We start from the raw sequence: 21,339 nt of genomic DNA, 5'->3' as shown, positions 1-21,339 counted from the left end.
CAGTCGAACAGGCCGGACAGCAGCTGGCGCGCATGCCGGAACGGACGCTGACCGATTTATCCTCGCTGAAGGGGATGGCAAGCCTGCTGGCGGTTCGGGCGCCGCCATCGATGCGCGCGTTGCAATCACTGTCGCCGCCAGTCGCGGCATCGATCGTGGGCACGGGAGGTTGGCCAAAACCATTTTGAAGAAAACGAGGTCGGATCCGTGCGTCTGAACGCCGATCAGTCGACCATAGGGGGAACATACCGGCTAAGCAACCACGCGTTGCGTCAGCCGCGGACAAATGACCATGAAGCGAAACAACTTGAACAGCCCGACCTGAGCCGACACTGCGCCCCTGCTCTACCGTATCCAGACGGTGATGCAACTGCTAAGTACTCGACCGGAAATAAATGTGAATTTTGGCAAACAGAACCGGATGCGCTGCAAGGCGGCGGGTGCGCCGCAGTGCGAGCACTGCAAGCACCGCAAGCACCGCAAGCGGACAGGGTTTTGCCGCTGATCGGACAAAGGGCCTCGTCCATCCGCCGTCAGCATCGCTCCCCTTCGCCCCAGGGTACCCGGTCGCTGATCGGCCTCACTGGCAATCTGGCTCGGTGTCATGACCGAGCGCGTAATAGTAGGTCGCGTAAGGCTGACGGTCCCCTGCGTGCCGGTACAGGCGGAAGTTGAGGCCTTCGGCACCGAGACAGTGCCTGACAATCACGGGGCCGGCGCTGCCGCGCACCGCGATCTCATAGGTTCGCTCGCCTTTCGCCGCGACCGAGGTCATCCCTACGAGGCCGAGCGCCAGCGCGTCGACGGCGCCGCCCACATCTGCCGGCGCCCTGCTCATGTGCCCCGCGAACTGGAAAGTTGCCGCCCCCTCTTCCGATACCGACAGGCGCGTGTCTTCGTTGAACCTGACGGGCAACTTGCGCGTGTCCGGCTTCGGACCGATGTGAAAACAGCACTGCATCGCCGTGGTATCGACAACGACGTACGGCAGCGCTGCTTCTTGCAAGACACGCTGGCTATTCGCGTGGAGGACAGCATCGCCCGTATGGCGCAGGACCAGGAGGTAGAACAGCGGTTCTGCCGACACGACCTCGCAAACCGATGAAAGCAGCAGGGCCAACATCACTTTCATCGACGCTCCCAATAGGCAGTGCTGATCATCGGACCAGTGCTGCGGGTCCGATTGCGGTTTGATGACCCGCAGGCTGTTCCAAGCGCGTGAAGCTCGGACGGGCAGCCGATCGTGACGCCCCACCCATTGACCTTACTCGCTGACTTGCCCTCGAAGCAGCTGATGGACATGTTTGCCCTTGCGGTCGGGAAAGCGGAAGTGTCGGGGAGCGGACGCGCCGCTAGCTGCCCTGGTAGATCAGGACGGCACAGGCAGCCGCACCCACGGCGAGCAAGCCGTACAGGAAATAGCGCATAGCGACCGCCAGGCCGGTGACGGCCTTGTCGGCGTCCTTGCTGAGCATGCCGCGCTTGCGCCCGGCGTTCATCAGCATCGCAATGAAGATAAAGGCGGAAAACAGGACCAGGACAAATTTCATGCCGCTGCCGTCAGGTGCGCGCCAATACCAGCGCCAGGGAAATGAGTGCCACGACCCCGGAAAACGCAGCGACGACACCGATCACGGTCAGGCGTTCGCGCGCGGCTTGCAGTTTCGCGATCAGCTGGGCGTTCTGGTCGGCCAGTTCCGTGATGACCTTCGAAGCTTCACGCACCTGTCCATGCAGTTGCGCCAACGCGACCTCCTGCTGTTCGACTTGCGCCGCCAGCATCGCCAGCCCATCGTCGAGCGGCATGTGTGCCACCGCTTCGTCGAGATCCGTGTTCGGCATCGGCGCGCCCTTGCGCCCCACCGTGTCCCACAGCCTGCGCGCGCTATTTGCCACTTGCGGCGCGGCCTGGATCACTTCGCCCCACGGAACCGATTTCAGTACTTTCAGCCAGGCTGCCGCCATGTCCTACCCTCCTTGACTTGTCATTTGTACAGGATAACACCACCGCGGGCCCAGGGCGCGCGGCGCTTCCGCGCCAATCGTGCGGCCCGCAATGTGCAGTACCATGTTTTCCATGTGTGGACGATTTGACCAAAGCCAAACGGCACGATTCTATGCAAGCGTCTTCGGCTGGGCCGATGCCGTGTACGACAGTGAATCCACGCCCGCCTTCAACGTGCCGCCCGGGACGTATCGTCCCGTCATGCACATCGCGAACGGAGAACGCCGCATCGACGATGTCTTTTGGAGTTACCGCGCGAAATGGGCTGAGGATAAGCTGCCGATTTCCATCAATGCCCGCCTCGACAAGCTGACCAACCGCTACTGGAGCCGGCTGTTGAAGAACGGCCGCGCCATCGTGCCGGCCGACGGCTGGTACGAGTGGACGGGCGAAAAGGGGAAAAAGCAGCCCTGGCACATCCATCGCAAGGACCGCGCGCCGCTGTTCATGCTGGCGCTGGCCAACTTCGGCACCTTCACCGATCACCGCGCCGAAGCCGGCTTCGTACTCGTTACCGACGCCGCAGCCGACGGCATGCTCGATATCCACGACCGCCGCCCGGTCGTGCTCGAGGCGGCCGATGCAGCGCTCTGGCTCGATCCCGGCCTCAGCCCGGAACAGGCACTGGAACTGGCGCGCCAGGCAGCGCTCCCTCCGGAAGCCTTCGAGTGGTTCAAGGTCACGCCGGAAGTGAACCGTGCGGACGTCGACAGCCCGCGAATGGCGCTGCCGATGCCGTAATAGCAGGGTTTATTCGAGCACCGTCAGCAGCGCCACCAATCCCAGCGACATTCCGATCAGCACGCCGGCACGGCTGCGCATGCGTTGGCCGCGTTCGACTGCCTGCTTGGCGAGATGCCGGCGCGGACGGCCGCCGTTGCTGCTCATATCTTGCTTCGCATCCTGTTGCATATTTGCCCCTACGATACCCATGAGATCGATCCGGACCTCAGCCCCGACCCGCGAACATACGAAAATTTATTCTATACCAAGCAGTGTATTGTTCAATACCAATTTGCAATATGTGTGTGCGCCAGTTCAATACGCTACATTTCCGCTACGGACTGAGGTTCGCCAACAACGTATGCCGGCGTCAAGCGGACGGATAGGGAGTGTGGATAACGAAAACCCGCGCGCCTCGCGGCGGCGGGTTTTCGCTGGCGGGCCGGCGAATGCTGATCAGTCCCGATCAGTGCCGATCAATGCTGATAAGCGCCGACATCGAAGCCGGTAGTGGCATTGCGTGGTTTGCCGTCGATGTCGGTCGGATGGGCATAGGTCGCGATACCGCGCCCGATGACCGGCGAGCTGATGCTAGGACGGAAGTTCGGCAATGCTGCGGTACGCGAGTAACCGACCAGCAGCGGTTCGGTGGTCAGCGTGCCCGTGTGCCTCAGGCCGTTGCGCAATTGCCAGTTGTAGGTCGTGTTCTTGTAGACCAGGTTGTTCTTGTACATGTTGCCGGTGCCGGTCTTGCCCTGCTCCGAAATACCGTATTTGTTGTCGTACACGATGTTGTTGTAGACATGCACGTTGTTCGCGCCTGCCGTGGTGAAGTAAAAGTCGCCGCCGCCGACGATGATGCCGAAGTTCGAGGCGCTCACCGTGTTGTTGACGATCTTCAGGTTGGTCGCATCGTGCCAGAGGTGGATCGCGGCCGAGCCGATGCGGTAGACGACGTTGTTCTTGATCGAGCCCGAGGTGCTGTGATAAATGCCCTGGACATAGGCGCAGCCGGCCGGGCCGATGTCGTGCACGACGTTGCCGATGACGTCGCCCATCACGCCCTTGTAATAGCTGTCGACGCCGATGGCCGAACCGCCGGCGCTGCTGCAGGGAATCGTGTTGGCGGTGTGGTGGACGCGGTTGCCTTCGATGACGTTGTACGAGCCGCCGGTATAGATGCCGAGCGTCCACTTGGTACCGCTGCCGATCTTGCTGCCGTCGACTTCGAAGCCGACGATGCTGACATAGTGGCCGCGGTTATCCCAGGCCGTCTTGTTGACCGAGTTTGCCGGTGGCACGATCTTGGCGCCCCACTTCGTAGTCGAGATCCAGTAGATGCGGCCAGTGGCGGTGCCGTTGCCGGCGGTCTTGATGCCGCCGGCATAGGTACCCGGTGCAACGAAGACCGTGGTGCTCGGCCGGATGGCGGCCTTGGCGGCGCGTGCCAGTGTCCTGAATGGCGCGGCTTTGGTGCCCGCAGCGGTGTCCGAACCGGTCGGCGAGACATAGTAGTTGTAGGTCGTGGCCGGCAGGGTAGCCGAGCTCATCGTACCCGGCGTGGTGCTCAGGCTGTCGTAACCCGTCAGGGTAACCGATGCCGAGGTCTGCGCGTTGGCCCCAGTCGTTGCGATGGCACCGATCAGGAGGATGGCGGCGTGGCGGAGGACTGCGTTGATGGCTTGCATTTTCATGTAAAAGTTTCCCTGACAAAAAAAGTGATTACGTACCTTTGAGCTGTGGAAACTTCCTAAGTTCAATGTTTTCCAAAAAAAATTTCTTTTAAGTATTATTGTTATAAACAATGTTTATGATTAGAAACACTTAATAAAAAATTTTCTAGTCTGCCTGGTAGCTGTTTCGATAAGTCAGCAGACGTAAAAAACCCGCGTACCTTGCGGACGCGGGTGATGAAAATGGGAACACTCAGGAATGGCGCGTATGGCTCAGAACGCGTCCCGCCAGGAGGACGCATATGGATGACCTTGCATGGCAAGCGGGAGCACGGCGCGAGCATACCCCAGGCGAGCCATGCGCGGACGAGAAACGCCGCGTCCGCTTGACCGGCGCCTCAGCAAGGACACATTCTTGCTGGCCAGGTTCTCATTGCTGGTAAGCGCCGATGTCGAAACCGGTGGTGGCATTGCGTGGCTTGCCGTCGATGTCGGTCGGATGGGCATAGGTCTCGATACCGCGGCCGATCACCGGCGAGCTGGCGCTTGGCTTGAAATTGGGCATTGCCTCGGTGCGCGAATAGCCGGCCAGCAGCGGATCCGAGGCGATGGTGCCGGTATGTTTCAAGCCATTGCGCAATTGCCAGTCGTAGGTCGTATTCTTGTAGACCAGGTTGTTCTTGTAGGTGTTGCCGGTGCCGGTCTTGCCCTGCTCCGAGATACCGTATTTGTTGTCGTACACGATGTTGTTGTAGACATGCACGTTGTTCGCGCCTGCCGAACTGAAGTAGTAGTCACCACCGCCGACGATGATGCCGAAGTTCGAGGCGCTTACCGTGTTATTGACGATCTTCAGATCGGTCGCATCGTGCCAGAGGTGGATCGCGGCCGAGCCGACGCGGTAGACGACGTTGTTCTTGATCGAGCCCGAGGTGCTGTGATAAATGCCCTGGACATAGGCGCAGCCGGCCGGGCCGATGTCGTGCACGACGTTGCCGATGACGTCGCCCATCACGCCCTTGTAATAGCTGTCGACGCCGATGGCCGAACCGCCGGCGCTGCTGCAGGGAATCGTGTTGGCGGTGTGGTGGACGCGGTTGCCTTCGATGACGTTGTACGAGCCGCCGGTGTAGATGCCGAGCGTCCACTTGGTACCGCCGCGAATCTTGCTGCCATCGATTTCGAAGCCGACGATGCTCACGTAATTGCCGCGGTTGTCCCAGGCGGTCTTGTTGCTCGAGTTCGCGGGTGGAACGATCTTGGCGCCCCATTGCGTGGTCGAGACCCAGTAGATGCGGCTGCTTGCCGTGCCGCTGCCGGTGGTCTTGAAGCCGCCGTCATAGGTACCTGGCGCGACGAACACGGTCGTGCCCGGCTTGACGGCCGCCTTGGCGGCGCGTGCCAGGGTCTTGAACGGCGCTTCCTTGGTGCCGGCGGCACTGTCCGAACCGCTCGGCGATACGTAGAAATTGTTGGGGGTGCTAGGCGTGGCGATTGGCGCCGCGGGCGGCACCGGCGCCGGTGCAGGATCTGGCACGGGAGCCGGCACCGGTTCTGGTGCGGGTGCAGGGGCCGGTGCAGGTGCAGGGACCGGTGCGGGGGCCGGTGCAGGGGTCGGGGCGGGCGCCACGCGGTTGCGGTACTCGTCGGTCTGCTTGAGGCGCGCTTCGACTTGCGCGATCGTCATACCGCGCGACATCAAGCGCACCCAGTAGACCAGGCTGTCGCGGTCCGGAGCGCGGTTCAACAGGGTCTGGTACAAGGCAATCACCTGGCGGGCCGAGGAGGAGCGTTCGGCTTCGCTGGAGCCGCGATGGGCAGACTCGTAAGCCGGCCCGGCGGCGCGGTCGGCGGTATGGGCGTGGGCGCTGGAGGCGGCGCACAGCACAATCATTGCGGACGCAGTGGCATGTGCGATCGAGTTCGAGCGGTTCTGGCTAGCGACAGTGACGTTCTTTTTCATGCGGAAGTTCCTAATCTATTGAGTGAATGCCCAAGTTTGAGTGTAGGAAACTGCCCAAGTTCAACGACTTAACGGAAATATTTCTTTTGAATATCATTCCTGCAAATGTAATTATTTTGAAGGAACTTAAATTTCCGATCGCTTCTGGCCGCTGGCAAGCTGGCGCGTCGGTCCGACCAGCGTAAAAAACCGCACGCTTCCCAGCGGCGGGTGAATGGCTTTCCCTCACTCGAGAAGAACATGCCGCGGCGATGGACGGGGTGCCGCCCACCTGTTCATTCATGGGCAAATTTTCTAAAGCGAAACTGACCGGGCAGCCTTCGTTTCAAGAAAACTTACCTATTTAAATATTTTGTCTAGAAAATTTTCCCGGCCCATGAAATAGCACGGTCGCCTGTCTCGCTTGAAATCGAACAGAACCATGATCCATATCGTGTTCGAAGCGGCAACCAAAGCCAAACCAGCGTTGTCATACATGAACCGATATCAACTGCGACCGTGCGCGAGGACACCGATGGGCATTTATATGCAACTACGAGACACGCTGAAGGAAGGCGAACACTACGCCGGCGTCATCCTTGGCAAAGGCGGCGAACCCGACCACCACCTGATCCTCCTGCCTGGCGATGCGGCCGATGTCGGCTGGCCCGGCGCGCTCGAGTGGACGGCGGCCCAGGGCGGCGAATTGCCGAACCGGCGCGAATTGTCGCTGCTGTTCGCGAACCTGCGCGAGCAATTCGAGCGCGAATGGTATTGGTCTTCCGAACCTCACGAGACACGCTCGCAACTGGTCTGGGGCGAGAACTTCGCCAGTGGCATCCAGACCGTGTACGGACGGCCATTTCGCGGCCATGCACGCGCCGTACGTCGCGTGCCGATCGAATAGGCAAAGTAACCGGGGTGGCCGCGCGTGGCATGGCGCATGGTGGAAGGGGCGATGCGGCACCGCCGCAGGGTCGCGCCCCGGCTGTGCGCGCTGCGTTTGCGCCGCGCTCGTCCGCCCTCGCGGTCGTTCTTCAATGGCGAAGTGAGGGCTGCCGATCGCGCACCTGCAGCGAGGACACGGGCGTACCGCACCGCGCTACCGGCGTGGCGGCAGCCTCGCACCATGCGCCTGCGCCTGCCTGCAACGCCGCCGTGGCGCCGGCCGCATTGCGTGCAGGTAGACGCTTCTTAACGCGGCGGCACGCTGGCGCGCCCGATCGGTTCCTCGACATTGGCCAGGAACCAGGTCGTGGCCGCCATCAGCGCCACGTGGCGGCGCAGGTTGCCTGGGTCGACCTTGTCGAGCGTGTCGGCCGGCGTATGGTGGTAATCGAAATAGGTGGAGGTGTCGATCAGCGGCGCGAAACTGGGCACGCCGGCGCGTTCGAGGCCGGACAGGTCGCCCGTCGAGAGCGCATCCTGGCGCTGGAATACGCCGGCGCCGATAGGCTGCAGGGCCGCCTGGAGCGGCGCGAACAGGCGCGTCGAGGTCGCCGGTACGCTGGCGCGCAGGCCGAATGGACGCCCTGCCCCATTGTCGCTTTCGATGGCGCCGACGTGATTGGCCGCATTCGCCGTGTTTGCCTCGAGATAGGTGCGCGCGCCGCGCGTGCCGTTTTCTTCGTTCATCCAGGCGATCATCCTGATCGTGCGGCGTGGCCGGTAGTCGAGCTTCTTCAAGGTCTCGAACACGGCCATCGCGCTGGCCACGCCCGAGGCGTCGTCGTGGGCGCCGGTGGCCAGGTCCCAGGAATCGAGATGACCCGAGACGATCACGATTTCGTCGGCCTTGTCCGTGCCCGGCAAGTCGGCGATGACGTTGAAGCTGTCGGCGTCCGGCCGGATCTGGGGCGTCAGCACCAGGCGCATGCGCAGCGGGCCGCGCTTGGCCAGGCGGCTCATCAGCATGGCATCCTCGACCGTGACGGCCGCGGCCGGGATGCGCGCTCCGTCCTGGAGGTTGGTGGCGCCGGTATGCGGCAGGCGGTAGGTGGCGCCGCCCACCGAACGTACCAGCGCCGCGGCCGCACCCAGTTCGGCCGCCATGCGCGGACCGTTGGTCCGGTAGTTCGAACCCTGGCCGTAAGCCTGGCCGGCCAGGCCGCGGTTGGCCATGTCCTGGTCGAAAGGCACGTCGAACAGCACGATGCTGCCCTTTACCCTGGCCGACTGCGCCTTCAATTCCTCGAAGTTCGACACCACCAGCACCGGCGCCACCAGGCCGGCGGCCGGGGTGGCGCCGGAACCGCCGAGCGCGCTCAGCACCACGCGCTGGGTCACCGCCGCCGGGCGGCCCTGGTAATCGACGAGTTCGCCCGTCTCCAGCCCGCGCACCCAGTGCGGCACCTTCACCGGCTGCAGCGTCACCTTCGCGCCCAGCCCGCGCATGGCCTCGGCCACCTGGGTCACGGCCGCCGCCGCGCCAGGTGAACCGGACAGGCGCGGTCCGATCAGGTCGGTCATGTCCGCCAGGCGTTCCCATGCGTAATCGCTTTGCAGCGCGGTGTCGCGGATCTTCGCCAGGGCGGCCGGATCGTTGCCGGGGCTGGCGCCGTGGGCTGCGCCGGCGAACAGGGCTGCGGCAAGAAGGCCGAGGGTGGGCTGGCGGAGACGGTTCATGCGTTCGATCCTTCGAGTGGAGAGGAGGAGAACGATAGCGCATCCGGCAACTTTTTGCTGTCCTTACAGGGCCACCTACCCGGGCCACCTACCCGGGCCACATACCCCCCCGCCGCCATCCTTTCCCCGGCTCAGGCCGGTACAAGCCGCAGCAGCGTGATTTCCGATGGCGCCCCGAAGCGCTTCGGCGGTCCCCAATAGCCGGTACCGCGGCTGGTGTAGACCCAGAGCCGGCGCACCCGGTGCAGGCCGGCCACGAACGGCTGCTGCAGCGGCACGAACAGATTCCATGGGAAGAACTGGCCGCCGTGGGTATGGCCCGATAGCTGCAAGTCGAAGCCGGCGGCGGACGCGGCCGTCGCGCTACGGGGCTGGTGCGCCAGCAGGATGCGGACCGCCAGCCCGCGCGGCGCGCCGGCGGCGGCGGCCACCGGATCGCTGCGGTGGGCCGGATTGAAATGGTGGGCCGAAAAATCGGCCACGCCCGCGATCATCAGCGAGGCTCCGCCGCGCACGCGCACCACGTGCTCGTTGAGCAGCACTGTCAGCCCGAGACGGCGCAATTCCACGATCCACTCCTCGGCGCCCGAATAGTATTCGTGGTTGCCGGTGACAAAGAAGGCGCCGTCGGGAGCCGCCAGCCGGGCCAGCGGCTGGGTATGGGCCGAGAGGCGCTGCACACTGCCGTCCACCAGGTCGCCGGTGACCGCGATCGCATCGGCGCCGAGGCCGTTGACGCGGTTGACGATCGCGTCCAGATACGGACGCTTGATGGTGGGGCCGACGTGGATGTCCGATATCTGCGCGATGGCGTAGCCGTGCAGCGCCGCCGGCAAGCCGTCGATCGGCACGTCCACCTTCACCACCCGCGCCACGCGCCGGGCGTTGAAGAAGCCGACGAGGGTGACCGCCAGCGCCAGCAAGGGCACGGCCGGCGCGCTGTAATAGTCCAGTTCGGCGCTGCCGAGGCCGGTCGCCAGCGCCGCCAGCAGCACCAGGTCGCGCACGAAGGTCAGCACGATCAGCGAGGAAAACAGGCCCATGGCCAGCAGGCCGGCCCAGGCCAGCCGTTCCGACCGGCGCCGGCGCCGCAGCGAGGACGAGAGCAAACCGACCGGCACCAGCACGGTCGAGACCAGCAAAAGGACTGTGCCGCCCAGCATTCCGGGCAGGCCCACGCCGAGGTCGGGCAGCAGGCGCAAGCCGATGTAGGCGTGCAGCAGGACCAGCAGGGAAAGGAATACGGCCAGGTTACGGCGTGCGGACATGGGGACTCGGGCGCAAGGTGAAGCAGATTGGTCGACCGGAACTGAGTAGATATTGGCTCACCGGCCCGGAAGCGGTGCAAGGTGGCCTTTGTTCCTCGATAAGTTCTCAGATGGGGAGCAGTGGCCGATCTGCAAGGCTTGCCGAAGTAATGTTAACAGGAACGGAACAGTTGTAAAAATCTGTATAAGCACGTGCCAGCGGCGACGCGCGCCACTATAGTCCGTTCCATGCCCGGCGTCGCAGCGATCATGTCGATCCTCGTTGAGGCAGCAAAGGAACAGCCATGTTGAACAAAAAATGCTTTGGTGCGGTGATCCTGGCCGCTGTCGCCGTCTCGCCCTCGGCATTCGCCGGCGACCGTGGAACGAATCTCGCGGTCGGCGCCCTGCTCGGGGCAGCTGTTGGCGGCGCCGCGGGCGGCGGTAGCGGCGCGCTGGTCGGCGGCGTCCTCGGCGCGGCGGTCGGCCATTCGATCGGCGGCCACGGTGGCCGCCACTACGATAACCGCGGCTACGCCTCGACCGGTTATTATCAGCCGGCGCCGGTGTATCACCAGCCGCGCCAGGTCTATTACGAGCAGCCGCACTATTACCGCGAGCCGACCGTCGTTTACGTCGAGCAGCGCGTGCGGCGTCAGCACGGTTACCACCACGCCGCCTACGACCGCGGCTGGGAGCGCGACGGCCGCCGCTACCGCGACCACGACGGTTACCGGGACGGCTACCGCGACGGCTACCGCGACCGCGATCACGATGGCTACTACGAGCGTTATCGCCGCTGACAGGCCCCTGTCTTGCAAACAGGCGCGTCTTCGGACGCGCTTTTTTTTTGCGCGCTCCGGATCGACTGCCGAAGCATCCTGGACTGCGCAAATCCAGGCACGGCGACGCCAGCGCCGCGCAACCCATGCAGGGAGGTCCGTTCCAGCACTTGTCCAGGCAGCTGTCCGGCTGACGCGGCGCCGGCGAGCGCATCGGAACGGCGCAGGACGTGCCGAGGGCGGCGCGCGGCGCCCGATGCGGTTGACATTGAACGCGAACAGCGCGTTGTTCGTCCCGAGCCTGCGGTCCGTTTCCGCTTCCCCCCGCTAGCTCCAGGCAGCGGCATCGGGACCGCGTTCATCCGGGGGGGACATGATGGAATGCGGCGACATCGTGACGCTGGGCGGGGGCCACTACCGGCTGTGCGAGCAGCTGGCGGGCTCGAGCTACGGTCTGGTCTGGCGCGCCGAACGCGCCGGCTTCGGCGCGGCCGCGCTCAAGCTCGTCAACCGCGACCGGATGGACTGCGCCGAACCCGCCCTGCGCGCACGCTGGCGCGACTGCGCCGCGCGTGAAATCGCTTTCCTGTCGCAGCTCGCCCCCTGGGATGCGCGCCATATCGTGCGCCTGCTCGACCATGGCATGCACGACGGCCTGCCCGCGATGGCGCTCGAACTGCTCGACGGCGACCTGGCGGCCAACATGGCGGCCAGGACTGCCGCCGGCGGCCGCACCGGCCTGGCGCGCGCGCTGGCCTGGCTCGCACAGGTCAACGCGGCGCTGGCCAGGATGCACCAGCACGGCTGGCGCCATCTCGACCTCAAGCCGGCCAACCTGCTGGTCGACGCCGCCACCGACAGCCTGAAGCTGGCCGACTTCGGCACCAGCCGCAGCCTGGCCGACAGTGGCGCCCATTCCTACCTGGGCACTGCGAGCTGGCAGGCGCCCGAGCAGTTCTTCCCCGCCCTGCCGGACGCGCCCCTCGCTTACCTGACCGAACCGCGCACCGATTATTTCGCCCTCGGCGCCCTCTTCTATTACCTCGTCACCGACGGCGCCACCCTGCGCTACGGCAGCGCCTGCGGCGACGCCTTCCGCGCCCACGGCCCCGCCGCCGGCCGGCCGCGCGACGCCCTGCCGCCGATCCTGGCGCCGGACGAAGCGGCGCGCTTTTTCGACTGCGCCTGCGGCGAAGGCGATGCTTCGGCGGCGCTGGCGCTGCTGCGCGTCCTGCTCGCGCCCCGCGCGCAGGACCGCCCGCCGCACGCGCTGGCGATCAGCCGCCTGATCGCCGCCGCCCAGGGCCGGGCCGCACGGAGGGCCGCGTGATGCGCGCCATCGGCTGGAAGAGCCTCGCCGCCGCCGTGCTGGCGCTGCTGTGCGCCCTGCAGGCACTGGCCTTGCTGCGCACGGCGCCCGCCTGGCTGCCGGCCGCGATCGACCTGTCCCTGCCGCGCGGCGCCGAGATGGTGCTCGGCCGCGCCGAACTGGCCGCGCCCCAGGCCGGCACCACCCACCTGCGCCTGCGCCGCGATGGCGCCGGTGCCTGGTATGCCGCCAGTGCCGACGGCGTGCAGGGATTGCGCTTCGAGCGCGGCCCCGAGCGCCTGCGCGGCGGCGCGCGCGTCCTCAGGGCCGGCCAGCAGTTCCAGCTGGGCGCGACCCATTACCGCGTCAGCGCCGCCGATGCCGGCGCGCTCACCTTTGGCGACGGCGCGCACGCCTGGGAATACGATGGCGCGCGCGTGCGCCGCGACGGCGAAGTGCTCGCCGCCTGTCCCGGCGCCGGGCCCGGCGCGCGCCTGCTCGGCCTGTGGAACCGCTGGGCGCCGCCGGCGCTCGGCGTCGCGCGGGCGCTGCGCATGGGCGGCAACCTCTCCTGCGGCACCCAGCTCGGCAACGCCGGCGCGGCGTCCGGCAGCGCGCAGATCGTCTTCGAGGATGGGGTGGCGGTACTGAGCGCCGCCACCGGCCCCGAGCGCGCGCCCCTGCTGGTCATGGAAAACGGCGTGCCGCGCGACCTGGCGCTGGCCGAGCAGGCACTGACGCAGGTCACGGCCATCGGCGTCGGCCGCACCCGCATGCTGGCGCGCATCGAGGGCGACGTCCTGCGCCTGCAGCCCAGGCAGCGCGTCGCGCTGTTCGCCGAGGCGCGCAGCGCGCTGCCGCAAGGCGTGCGCTGGCGCTGGGAGCGGCGCGACGCCTGGGCCTGGCCGGCGGCCGCCTCCTGGTGGCTGGCCGGCGCCGCCCTTGCCGGCCTCCTGGCCGCCTGCTTCGCGCGCCGGCGACGGACGGCGCGTTCGGCCCCCATCCGGATCGGCGCCGCCTGCGCGCTTGCCGGCGCCGGGCTCGGCCTGCTGCTGCTCCAGCGCGCCGGCCAGGCGCCGGGCGTGGCGCCGACCCTGCTGCTGTCCTGGGCCGCGCTCTGGTACACGCTGGCCGCGCGCCGCGCTTCCCCCGTGATGACGGCCGGCGTCGTGCTGCTCGCCGCCGGCCTCTTGCTGCAACTCGAGCTCGGCATCGGGGCGGCGGACACCTCCTGGCTGCGCCACTTCCAGAAAACCGCCGCCGCCAGCACGCTGGGACTCGGCCTGGCCGGCATCGCCATGCTGCTCGCGCCTGGCCAGGCGCCGCGCCAGGCGCGCGTCGAACTGCTCTTGCTGGTGCTGGCCGGCGCGGCGCTGGCGGCACTGCTGCTGCAAGTTGTCTGGGGCAACGAGACCGGCGTGTTCGACCTGCAGCCGGTGGAATTCGCCAAGCTGGCCCTGAGCGTCCTTACCGCCCACTGCGTGGCGCTGGGCCTGGGCGCGGGCGACGGCCGCGCCAGCGCGCCCCTGCGCTGGCTGCGCCTGGCCTCGCCCGCCCTGCTGTTCATCGTGCTGCTGGCGGTGGCCCTGGTGCAGGTCGACGATTATTCGCCCCTGATCCTGCTGCTGGTCTGGGCCGCGGCCATGCTGCTGGCCTGGTCGTGCGCGGCGCGCAAAGCCGCGCCCGCGCTGCTGGTCGCGCTGCTGGCCGCCGGCTGCCTGCTGGGCCTGGCCATGGTGCGCGGCGCCGCGCCGGTCGACGTGGCGCAGTGGCAGTTCTACGGCGAGCGCTTCGGCGTCTGGCTCGACCCGGCCGCGCACCCGCACACCGGACAGCAACTGCTGCTGGGCGCGCAGGCGATCGCGCATGGCGGCTGGTTCGGCGCCGACGGCCTGCTCGGCCTGGCGGCGCTGGGCGGCGGCGCCCTCGATGCGCTCGCCATTCCGGCCGTCCAGGACGATTTCGCGCCTTCCTTCCTGCTGGGACGGCACGGCTTGATCGCGGGATTGATGCTGTGGGCGCTGCAGGCGCTGTTCCTGGGCGCGCTGCTGCACGCCGCCTGGCGCGCCTGGCAGGACGGCAGCCGGGCGCGCGACTACCGCCAGGCCTGGCTCGGGCGCTTTCGCTGCTTCGTGCTCTGCGGCGGCGCCGCCTTCGTGTTCGGCCACTTCCTGCTGTCCTGGGGGACGAACCTCGCCTTCTTTCCCGTCATGGGCCAGCCGATGAGTTTCCTGTCCGCCGGCGGCTCGCACCTGCTGTTTTTCATCTTCCCCCTGCTTGTTCTGGGTAGCCCAGCCGCGCCAACCATCGAGGAGAATCCACCATGCCGGTCTACGTCCAACACGAAACCCTGAACCGCGTCAGCGACGTCTTCAATGCCGAGGCCCTGTGGCAGGCGCCCGGCCTGGCCCTGCTCGCGCGCCGGCCCTTCCTGCGCGACCTGCTCGAGCGCGCTCCGCGCGAGCAGCGCGGGCGCGCCGCCACCCGCTGTTTTTCCCATGTCACCCTGGTGCTGCCGCAGGACGAGGTCGACGACGACCGCCACCTGACCCGCGGCGCGCGCGTGCGCGACCTGGCCCAGACCCTGCAGGCGCTGCACCAGAAGGACTTCGGCGACCTGCTCGGACCGGACGACGTGCGTTACCACGTGCTCGGCTCGAACGATCTCGCGCCGGGCCAGGTCGAAGTCAAGTTCGGCCATGCGGTCTACCTGCCGGCGCCGGACGAGCAAGTGCTGTACACGGTCGCGGTCTCGCGCGACAGCGCGATCTGGCAGCCGATCTGCCCGGTGTATCCGAACCAGCGCCTGACGGTGCTCGGCATGGACGCCGCCAGCGCGACCCACGCCGTGCCCGGCTGGCCGTTCGCGCAGGACGCCAGCATCCTCCTCATCAACGACGGCCCCGATACCCCGCTCGAAGTGCAGGTGCGTCCGAAGGACGCCTTCGAATGCAGTTTCGACCCTGCGAGCGGCTACTACACGATCCGCGCCCGCGCCTGCGCGAGTTCGGCCACGCCGCCGCGCCTGCTGTTGAAGATCGCGGCCAGCCAGCCGCAGGCGGCTGCCACGCTGGACGCGACGCAGGCCGCCATGAGCGCGCCCTGCCCCGTGCGCGCACCCGCCGTCTGGAAAACCCGGGCGCCCGCGCTCGACGACGCCGACCTGACCGCGGCCCCGGTCCTGCACCGCGCCGCCGCGCCGGACGCCGCGCCGCCCAGCGTCCAGGATGCGACCTATGCGCCGGTGATGCGCCAGCGCGTCAGCCTGGCCGCGCTGGCCCTGCCGCGCCTGTCGCGCTACCGCGACACCGGTGCCGCCGCCATCGAGTTCGGCATCGCGCGCGACCTGTCGGCCGGCGCGCTGACGCCCGGCGCCCTGCTCGGCTTCGCGCTCGACGCCGGCGACGCCGTGTACGCGGTCACTTCCGACGGCCGCCAGCGCATCGCCGTGCCGAACCGCTTCGCGCCGCTCGACGGCGTCGACGTGCGCGTGCTGGCGCCCGCAGCCCGGATGGCCGAGCGCTACAGCGCCATCGTTTGCCTGCCGCAGCCGCAAGCCATGCCGGTCATCGGCGGCACGCGCCATGTCTTCGGACGTGCCGCACCGATGCTGGCCAACCTGCGCGTGCTCGACGCCGCCACCTGCCTGCGCGGCGCCGACGGCGCCGACGCCGGCGGCGCGGACCGCCTGGGTCTGTCGCGCAATGCCTTCGGTTTCGAAGCCGGCCCGGACGGTTACCGCATCACGCGCGAGTCGGCGACCCAGGCCCTGTACCACCTCGACGAGCGCCTCGCCTTCGTGGCCGCGATCGAGACGGCGACGCCGGACGCGCCCTACCTGATGCCGCTTGGGCACCACATCGTGGCAGGCCACTACGTGCTGCGCGTCGAGGGCTGAGATGTTTCCGGTCCCGATGGCGCCGGCCCTGATCGCCCCGGCCTGCTTCGGCGCCGCGCTGCTGGCCACCCTGGTGCTGGCGGCGCGCTGCACGCCGCAGGCCTGGTGGCGCCGGCCGAACGCGCGCGCGCTGGCGGTGCTGGTGCTGGGAACCAGCCTCATCGGCGGCGCGCTGTGGTGGTGGCTGGCGCCGCCGGCGGCGGCCGCGGCCGCATCCACGGCCGCGCCGCCGGCGCCCGGGCCGGCTCCGCTGGCCGGGCAGCGCTACCGCGTTGCCGACGCCCTCAACCTGCGCGCCGGGCACGGCGTGGGTGCGCGCCGCGTGCTGGTGCTGCCGGCGGGATCGGTGGTGCGGGCGACCGGACGGCGCGACGGCGACTGGTGGCAGGTGAGCCACGCGGCCGGCGGCCGGCGCGTCGATGGCTGGGCCAGCAGCCTCTGGCTGCGCCGCGCGGAAGAACGCGGGCAGTAACGGCGATTCACCCGGGCACGAAGCGCATCGGCGTGAAGTACAGGCCCTTGCTGCACCGGGTCGGCGCGGTCGGCGCGAAGCCGAAGGCGGCGTACACCGGCACGGCATGGTTCGAGGCATCGACGGTAAAGGCGCCATCGCCCCCGCGTGCCACGGCGGTGGCGCGCGCGCGCTCCCACAGGCGCCGCGCCAGTCCCTGGCGGTGCCAGCGCTTGTCGACGAACAGGTGGACCACGTGGCTGTTGCCGCGAATGGCGATGAAGCCCGCCGGCCCTGCCTCGTCGGCGGCGACATGGTAGACGTGGCCGGCCGCCAGGGAGCCGCGCAAGCCCGCCTCGTCGTTCTCGCGCAGGAAGGTGGAGGCGGCCTCGCGCGGCGACGCGTGGACGATGAACTCGCTGGCGCTGGCGCGCAGCAGGCGCGCGCAGGGAACCAGGTCGGAAGCGACGAAGGGGCGGATCAGCATGGCGTGCCGCGCTGTTCGATGGCGATGACATAGCATACGATATGCACGCGGCGCGGGCGCGCCGATGACGATGCGAGGAGCAGGATGCTTGAGAGCGCGATGTACGGCGGCCGGCTGGAGCTGGCGGCGGACAGCAGGATCGGTGCCGGACCCGTGCTGCGGTCCGAAAACCAGGACAATTACCTGACCATCGATGCGGGCGGCCAGGCGCGCTTCCTGCTGGGCGGCGCGGCGCAGTCGGTGCACGTCGACGGCTGGCCGCGGGGCCACCTGCGCCTGGCCGTCATGGACGGCATGGGCGGCCACGGCCACGGGCGTGAAGCTGCCGAAGCCGTCGCCGCCGGCCTGCTGGCGATCCCCGCCTGCGCCGACCTCGCCAGCCTGGGCCTGCACCTCGACCGCCTGCACCATCGGCTCCAGCAACGATTCGACGGCCTGCACGAACCCGGCCCGCGTCCCGGCACCACGCTGACGATGCTGGAACTGCCGCCGGACGGCAGTGCGCTGCTCTGGCATGCGGGCGATTCGCGCCTGTATGAAATCACGCCGGGCGGCGCGCGGCCGCTGACGGTCGACCACGTACCGGCCACCGTGCTGGCAATCGCCGGGCTGCTCGATGAAGACGGCTGGTGGCGGCAGGTGCATGGCAGCCACGCGCCGCAGATCGCCCAGGCCTTTATCCTCGGCAATACCCTGTTCGACCCGGCCCGCCTCGACGACGCGCTGGTCGGCCTGGAGCCTGCCGTGCTGCCGCCCTGGCTGCGCGCGCTGGCCGACCGCCGCGCGCTGGTGCTGCGCCCGGATGCGACCTATCTGCTGGCGACCGACGGCTTCTGGTCCAGCAGCGATCCGGCCGAGTTCGTCGCGCGCTGGCCGCGCCTGTTCGCGGGACGGGATGCGGCCGGCTGCCTGGAGGCGCTGTTCGCGGAGATGGCGCAACGGCCGCCGGTGGGCGTGCAGCCCGATAACCTGACGGCCATCGTGTTCCGGCTGGCGAGCGCCGGCCGCGACGAGACGGCGCTGCCTCAGCCGGCCTGAACGACTGTTGCCCTGAAATATGAAATAATGTATTAAGTCAATATAAAGCCGGCCGCAGCCGCGCGCCACGGCCGGGCCGATCCGCGTAAGCTGTCCCGGTCCACGAGGCTTATTCCATGAACCGTTGCAGCCATCCCGATCATCCGCATTGCACCGTCTGGGTGATGCCAGGCGAGGCCGCCTGCGCGCATGGCCATGTCCAGCCGGCGGCGCTTGCGCCGGCTTGCATCCCCGGCGAGATGGCGACGGCCGGGGTTGCCGTCGCCGCGCCCGAGGCCGCCGTGCGCCCGCACCTGCACGTGAGCGGCTTCGATCCGCGCGCGGCGGGCGGACGCCAGGTGCTGAAACTCGCGCTGCGCGGCATGCCGGCGGACTGCGCCGCACAAGTCACCCTGCTCGCCAGTTCGCGCCTGCTGCTCGACAATGGCGAGCGCCACGTCTTTACCCGCACCGTGCGCGGCGAGTGGCTACCGGTCTTCCTCGAATTTTCCTCGCGTAAGCTGGAACATGGCCAGTACCGCATCGAGGTCGAGCTGCACAGCCGCGCCGAAACGCCGGCGGCGGCGGCCCGGACCTGGGTCGCCGCGCTGCTGGTCCTGGCGCCGCGCGCCGACGCCAGCCTGCACGAGATCCACCAGACCTTCCTCGCCACCCACAAGAACGTGCGCGTGCATGCCGACGACGCCTCGATCGCGCGCGTCCAGGCCCGCACCGGCGGCGGCCGCCTCGACGTCGACGTGCGCGCATCGAATGCCGGCATCGCCCACCTCGACCTCGACGGACGCGCCGGCAAGATCGACCTCGGCTTTTCCAGCATCGCCTGGGACGAAGACCTGCTCGAAATCGACGTGCCGTCCCAGGCCGCCGCCCATCCCTGCCCGACCGGCTCGGCTTGCCTGGTGGCGGCCGGGTCGTCCGGGTCGTCCGGTTTGTCCAGTGAGCACGGCGCGCGCTATCTGCGCCTGTTCGCGCTCGACGAGTGCGTGCTGGGCCGCGGCGAACCGGGCGCGGCCGATGCCGACATCCGCCTCATGCACCATGGCGAATCGGGCCCCGCGCTCGATGGGCTGACGCGCCGCATTTCCAGCCGCCACGCGCTGATCCGGCGCGCGCGCGAGGGGTACGAAATCGAGGACGTGTCACGCTACGGCGTGCTGGTCGACGGCGCCTGGCCCGGCAAGCATGCGCCGGTGGCCTTGCGTCCCGGCATGCGCATCGAACTGACGGCCAGCATTCCCGGGGTCGTCAGCCTGGAAGTGACGGCGCTGCTGCCGAATGGAATCCTGCTGCACCGGCTCGACGCCGGCATGACCCACGAAGCGTTCTACCTGATGGACCCGGAACGCACGCTGACGGCCGCGCCACGCCTGGGCGCGCTCGGCCTGCCGCTGCTGTTCCACCGCGATGGCGGCTTCTGGCATCTCGACCCGGCCAGCGGCGAGCAGACGGCGCTGACGCCGGCGCTGGCCGGCGCCGGCCTGGCGGGCTGGCCACAGGGGGCGCGCTTCGCCGCCCGGCCGTATCCGGAATACCAGGATGAGCCTGCCACGCCGCCTGCCCGCGTGCGCGCCGCGGATGTGCGGTATCTGGCGGGGGCTTAGAACCTATCCCGGCAGGAAGGAGGAAGTTGATGACGATGCATGGCGAGCGGGAGCAAGGCGCGACGAGGCCGCGCGGCGCGCCACGCAACGACGAGCAACGCAGCCCCCCTTGTCAGGCGCGTCAGCAACGACTCATTTCCTACTGGGATAGGTTCTTAACGCCCCATCGGCATCAGTAGGAGGAAAATCAGGCCGCAGCCGGCCAGCAGGATCGCCTGCAAGGCGAACACGACAGCCGGGATGCGCAGCTCTTCCGGGATCTTCATGGCACGTCCTCCTGTGCGAGAAAAGAACCGTTCGACTGCCATCAGCTTAGCGCGCGCGCGGGCGGACTTCCACACCCTACGTCTGGGAAATCAATTTCAGGAAACGTCGGCCGCTTCCGGGGCCTCGGGCAGCTCGCGCACCACGCGAAAGCCGACGATATCGTTCGCCATCACCGCCGAAAAGCCGTTCCTCAGCGCCGAGCGCAGGTAGCGCGGGTTGTACAGCCAGGAGCCACCGCGCAGGATGCGGCGCGCGCGCTCGCCGCCCTCTTCCCAGGCGCTGCCGTCGACCGGGGCGCCTGCGTAGCTGTCGTGCATGACATCCTGTACCCATTCCCATACATTGCCGTGCATGTCGTGCAGGCCCCAGGGATTGGGCGCGAATTGCGTGACCGGCGTGGTGCCGCGCCGGTACTCGCCGCGCGGGCCGCCATTCCAGGTGAAATTGCCGTCGTAGTTGGCCAGGCGCGTGTCGATCGCGTCGCCGAAGCTGAAGGCGGTCTTGGTGCCGGCGCGGCAGGCGTACTCCCATTCCGCTTCGCTCGGCAGGCGGTAGCGGCGGCCGGTGCGGTCCGAGAGCCAGTCCACGTAGCGGCGGGCGTCGTGCCAGGTGACGCCGACCACCGGATGCAGGTCGGTCTGCGGGAAGCCGGGCGCGGCCCAATCGACCTCGGCGCCGGGCAGCCAGCCGGTCGCCTCGGCAAAAACGCGCCATTCGCCGACCGTCACCGGATAGCGGCCGATGGCGAAGGGCCGTTCGATGCCGACCCAGTGCTGGGGCGTCTCGCGCGCCAGCCAGTTCTCTTGCGCGCCGGAGGCCATCGCGATCTTGCGCTCGTGTTCCGGAGAACCCATCTGGAAGCGGCCGGCGCGCAGCACGACCAGCTCCGGGCCGGCACCCTCGCCGTCGACGAAGCGGTCGCGCAGCAGGGCCGGCGCGGTTGCCGGCGCGGTCGCGGGCGCGGCCGCCGACGGCGTCTTGGCGCGTTCCTGCTCGGCCAGGTAAGCGGCGGCCGCCTTGGCGTGCAGCGCCTTGCGCTGGGACTCGTCCTGGGCCTGGCGCGTCTTCGCCGCTTCCTCGTCGCGGCGCGCGGCCAGCTGCGCGCGCAACGCTTCGCGGCGCGCGCGGCGCGCCACTTCCGCTTCGGCGCGCTCCTGCTTTTGCTGTTCGCGCAGGCGCTGCCGGGCGTGGAGACAGGCCGCCGTCGCCGCCGCCGCGGCCAGGCCGCGCGCGGCCGGATCGGGCACGGGTGCGGCGGCGGGCGCGCTGTCGGCGGCGGCAGGCGCTTCGG

General features: G+C 68.2%; 19 protein-coding genes. 9 read left to right on the top strand and 10 right to left on the bottom strand.

Going from position 1 to position 21,339, the window contains the following annotated elements; genetic code table 11:
- Positions 1 to 580: 580 nt before the first annotated feature.
- From ACFPOU_RS03445 to ACFPOU_RS03435, 3 genes are all read right to left on the bottom strand, one after another.
- The gene (locus tag ACFPOU_RS03445) at positions 581 to 1,132 is read right to left on the bottom strand and encodes a hypothetical protein (protein WP_379717237.1); all 552 of its coding nucleotides are present in this window, start codon (positions 1,130 to 1,132) and stop codon (positions 581 to 583) included.
- A 220-nt stretch (positions 1,133 to 1,352) separates the two neighbouring features.
- Positions 1,353 to 1,550 (bottom strand): hypothetical protein, encoded by a 198-nt coding sequence (locus ACFPOU_RS03440; RefSeq protein ID WP_379717235.1) that lies wholly within the window; start codon positions 1,548 to 1,550, stop codon positions 1,353 to 1,355.
- A gap of 10 nt (positions 1,551 to 1,560) precedes the next feature.
- The gene (locus ACFPOU_RS03435) at positions 1,561 to 1,965 is read right to left on the bottom strand and encodes a hypothetical protein (RefSeq protein ID WP_379717233.1); all 405 of its coding nucleotides are present in this window, start codon (positions 1,963 to 1,965) and stop codon (positions 1,561 to 1,563) included.
- 91 nt (positions 1,966 to 2,056) lie between these two features.
- On the opposite strand from ACFPOU_RS03435, the gene ACFPOU_RS03430 reads away from it, so the two are divergent.
- On the top strand, positions 2,057 to 2,746 hold the full coding sequence (locus tag ACFPOU_RS03430; RefSeq protein WP_379717231.1) for an SOS response-associated peptidase: 690 nt from the start codon (positions 2,057 to 2,059) through the stop codon (positions 2,744 to 2,746).
- Positions 2,747 to 2,755: 9 nt separating this feature from the next.
- On the opposite strand, the gene ACFPOU_RS03425 is transcribed toward ACFPOU_RS03430, so the two are convergent.
- The 3 genes from ACFPOU_RS03425 to ACFPOU_RS03415 all read right to left on the bottom strand — a co-directional run bounded on the left by ACFPOU_RS03425 (position 2,756) and on the right by ACFPOU_RS03415 (position 6,364).
- Entirely contained in the window at positions 2,756 to 2,893 is a 138-nt protein-coding gene (locus ACFPOU_RS03425) for a hypothetical protein (protein ID WP_379717229.1), read from the bottom strand.
- Positions 2,894 to 3,204: 311 nt separating this feature from the next.
- On the bottom strand, positions 3,205 to 4,422 hold the full coding sequence (locus tag ACFPOU_RS03420) for a DUF1565 domain-containing protein (protein WP_379717227.1): 1,218 nt from the start codon (positions 4,420 to 4,422) through the stop codon (positions 3,205 to 3,207).
- A 409-nt stretch (positions 4,423 to 4,831) separates the two neighbouring features.
- Positions 4,832 to 6,364: a DUF1565 domain-containing protein gene (locus tag ACFPOU_RS03415; protein WP_379717225.1), complete on the bottom strand. Its 1,533-nt coding sequence runs from the start codon at positions 6,362 to 6,364 to the stop codon at positions 4,832 to 4,834.
- Positions 6,365 to 6,890: 526 nt separating this feature from the next.
- Between ACFPOU_RS03415 and ACFPOU_RS03410 the strand changes: the two genes are divergently transcribed.
- Positions 6,891 to 7,250, top strand: coding sequence for an Lcl C-terminal domain-containing protein (locus ACFPOU_RS03410; protein WP_379717223.1), 360 nt, complete (start codon positions 6,891 to 6,893; stop codon positions 7,248 to 7,250).
- A gap of 287 nt (positions 7,251 to 7,537) precedes the next feature.
- Here the strand turns inward: ACFPOU_RS03410 and ACFPOU_RS03405 are convergent, their stop codons facing one another.
- Both ACFPOU_RS03405 and ACFPOU_RS03400 read right to left on the bottom strand, forming a co-directional pair.
- The gene (locus ACFPOU_RS03405) at positions 7,538 to 8,968 is read right to left on the bottom strand and encodes a M20/M25/M40 family metallo-hydrolase (RefSeq protein WP_379717221.1); all 1,431 of its coding nucleotides are present in this window, start codon (positions 8,966 to 8,968) and stop codon (positions 7,538 to 7,540) included.
- 131 nt (positions 8,969 to 9,099) lie between these two features.
- Positions 9,100 to 10,236: a metallophosphoesterase gene (locus tag ACFPOU_RS03400; RefSeq protein ID WP_379717219.1), complete on the bottom strand. Its 1,137-nt coding sequence runs from the start codon at positions 10,234 to 10,236 to the stop codon at positions 9,100 to 9,102.
- Between the two features lie 284 nt (positions 10,237 to 10,520).
- Between ACFPOU_RS03400 and ACFPOU_RS03395 the strand changes: the two genes are divergently transcribed.
- From ACFPOU_RS03395 to ACFPOU_RS03375, 5 genes are all read left to right on the top strand, one after another.
- On the top strand, positions 10,521 to 11,018 hold the full coding sequence (locus tag ACFPOU_RS03395; RefSeq protein WP_379717217.1) for a hypothetical protein: 498 nt from the start codon (positions 10,521 to 10,523) through the stop codon (positions 11,016 to 11,018).
- Between the two features lie 352 nt (positions 11,019 to 11,370).
- A complete protein-coding gene (locus tag ACFPOU_RS03390) occupies positions 11,371 to 12,327 on the top strand; it encodes a protein kinase domain-containing protein (protein ID WP_379717215.1) in 957 nt (318 codons plus the stop codon).
- The gene (locus ACFPOU_RS03385; RefSeq protein WP_379717547.1) at positions 12,327 to 14,660 is read left to right on the top strand and encodes an FtsW/RodA/SpoVE family cell cycle protein; all 2,334 of its coding nucleotides are present in this window, start codon (positions 12,327 to 12,329) and stop codon (positions 14,658 to 14,660) included. Before ACFPOU_RS03390 ends, ACFPOU_RS03385 begins: the two co-directional genes overlap by 1 nt.
- Positions 14,630 to 16,204 (top strand): hypothetical protein, encoded by a 1,575-nt coding sequence (locus ACFPOU_RS03380; RefSeq protein ID WP_379717213.1) that lies wholly within the window; start codon positions 14,630 to 14,632, stop codon positions 16,202 to 16,204. Before ACFPOU_RS03385 ends, ACFPOU_RS03380 begins: the two co-directional genes overlap by 31 nt.
- A gap of 1 nt (position 16,205) precedes the next feature.
- Positions 16,206 to 16,676 (top strand): SH3 domain-containing protein, encoded by a 471-nt coding sequence (locus ACFPOU_RS03375; protein WP_379717211.1) that lies wholly within the window; start codon positions 16,206 to 16,208, stop codon positions 16,674 to 16,676.
- Between the two features lie 7 nt (positions 16,677 to 16,683).
- Here the strand turns inward: ACFPOU_RS03375 and ACFPOU_RS03370 are convergent, their stop codons facing one another.
- Positions 16,684 to 17,142: a GNAT family N-acetyltransferase gene (locus ACFPOU_RS03370; RefSeq protein ID WP_379717209.1), complete on the bottom strand. Its 459-nt coding sequence runs from the start codon at positions 17,140 to 17,142 to the stop codon at positions 16,684 to 16,686.
- An 84-nt stretch (positions 17,143 to 17,226) separates the two neighbouring features.
- Between ACFPOU_RS03370 and ACFPOU_RS03365 the strand changes: the two genes are divergently transcribed.
- Together ACFPOU_RS03365 and ACFPOU_RS03360 are read left to right on the top strand one after the other, a co-directional pair.
- Positions 17,227 to 18,180, top strand: a complete 954-nt coding sequence (locus ACFPOU_RS03365) for a PP2C family protein-serine/threonine phosphatase (protein WP_379717207.1) — start codon at positions 17,227 to 17,229, stop codon at positions 18,178 to 18,180.
- Between the two features lie 116 nt (positions 18,181 to 18,296).
- Positions 18,297 to 19,781 carry an FHA domain-containing protein gene (locus ACFPOU_RS03360; RefSeq protein ID WP_379717205.1) on the top strand — a complete coding sequence of 495 codons (1,485 nt, stop codon included), beginning with the start codon at positions 18,297 to 18,299 and terminating at the stop codon, positions 19,779 to 19,781.
- 362 nt (positions 19,782 to 20,143) lie between these two features.
- On the opposite strand, the gene ACFPOU_RS03355 is transcribed toward ACFPOU_RS03360, so the two are convergent.
- On the bottom strand, positions 20,144 to 21,339 hold a 1,196-nt coding region (locus ACFPOU_RS03355), incomplete at its 5' end, for a formylglycine-generating enzyme family protein (RefSeq protein ID WP_379717203.1).

The sequence above is a fragment of the Massilia jejuensis genome (assembly GCF_042656795.1).
GTDB lineage: Bacteria > Pseudomonadota > Gammaproteobacteria > Burkholderiales > Burkholderiaceae_D > Telluria > Telluria jejuensis.
Note: the sequence above shows the minus strand (reverse complement) of the source record. Positions and strands in the feature narration are given on the sequence as shown.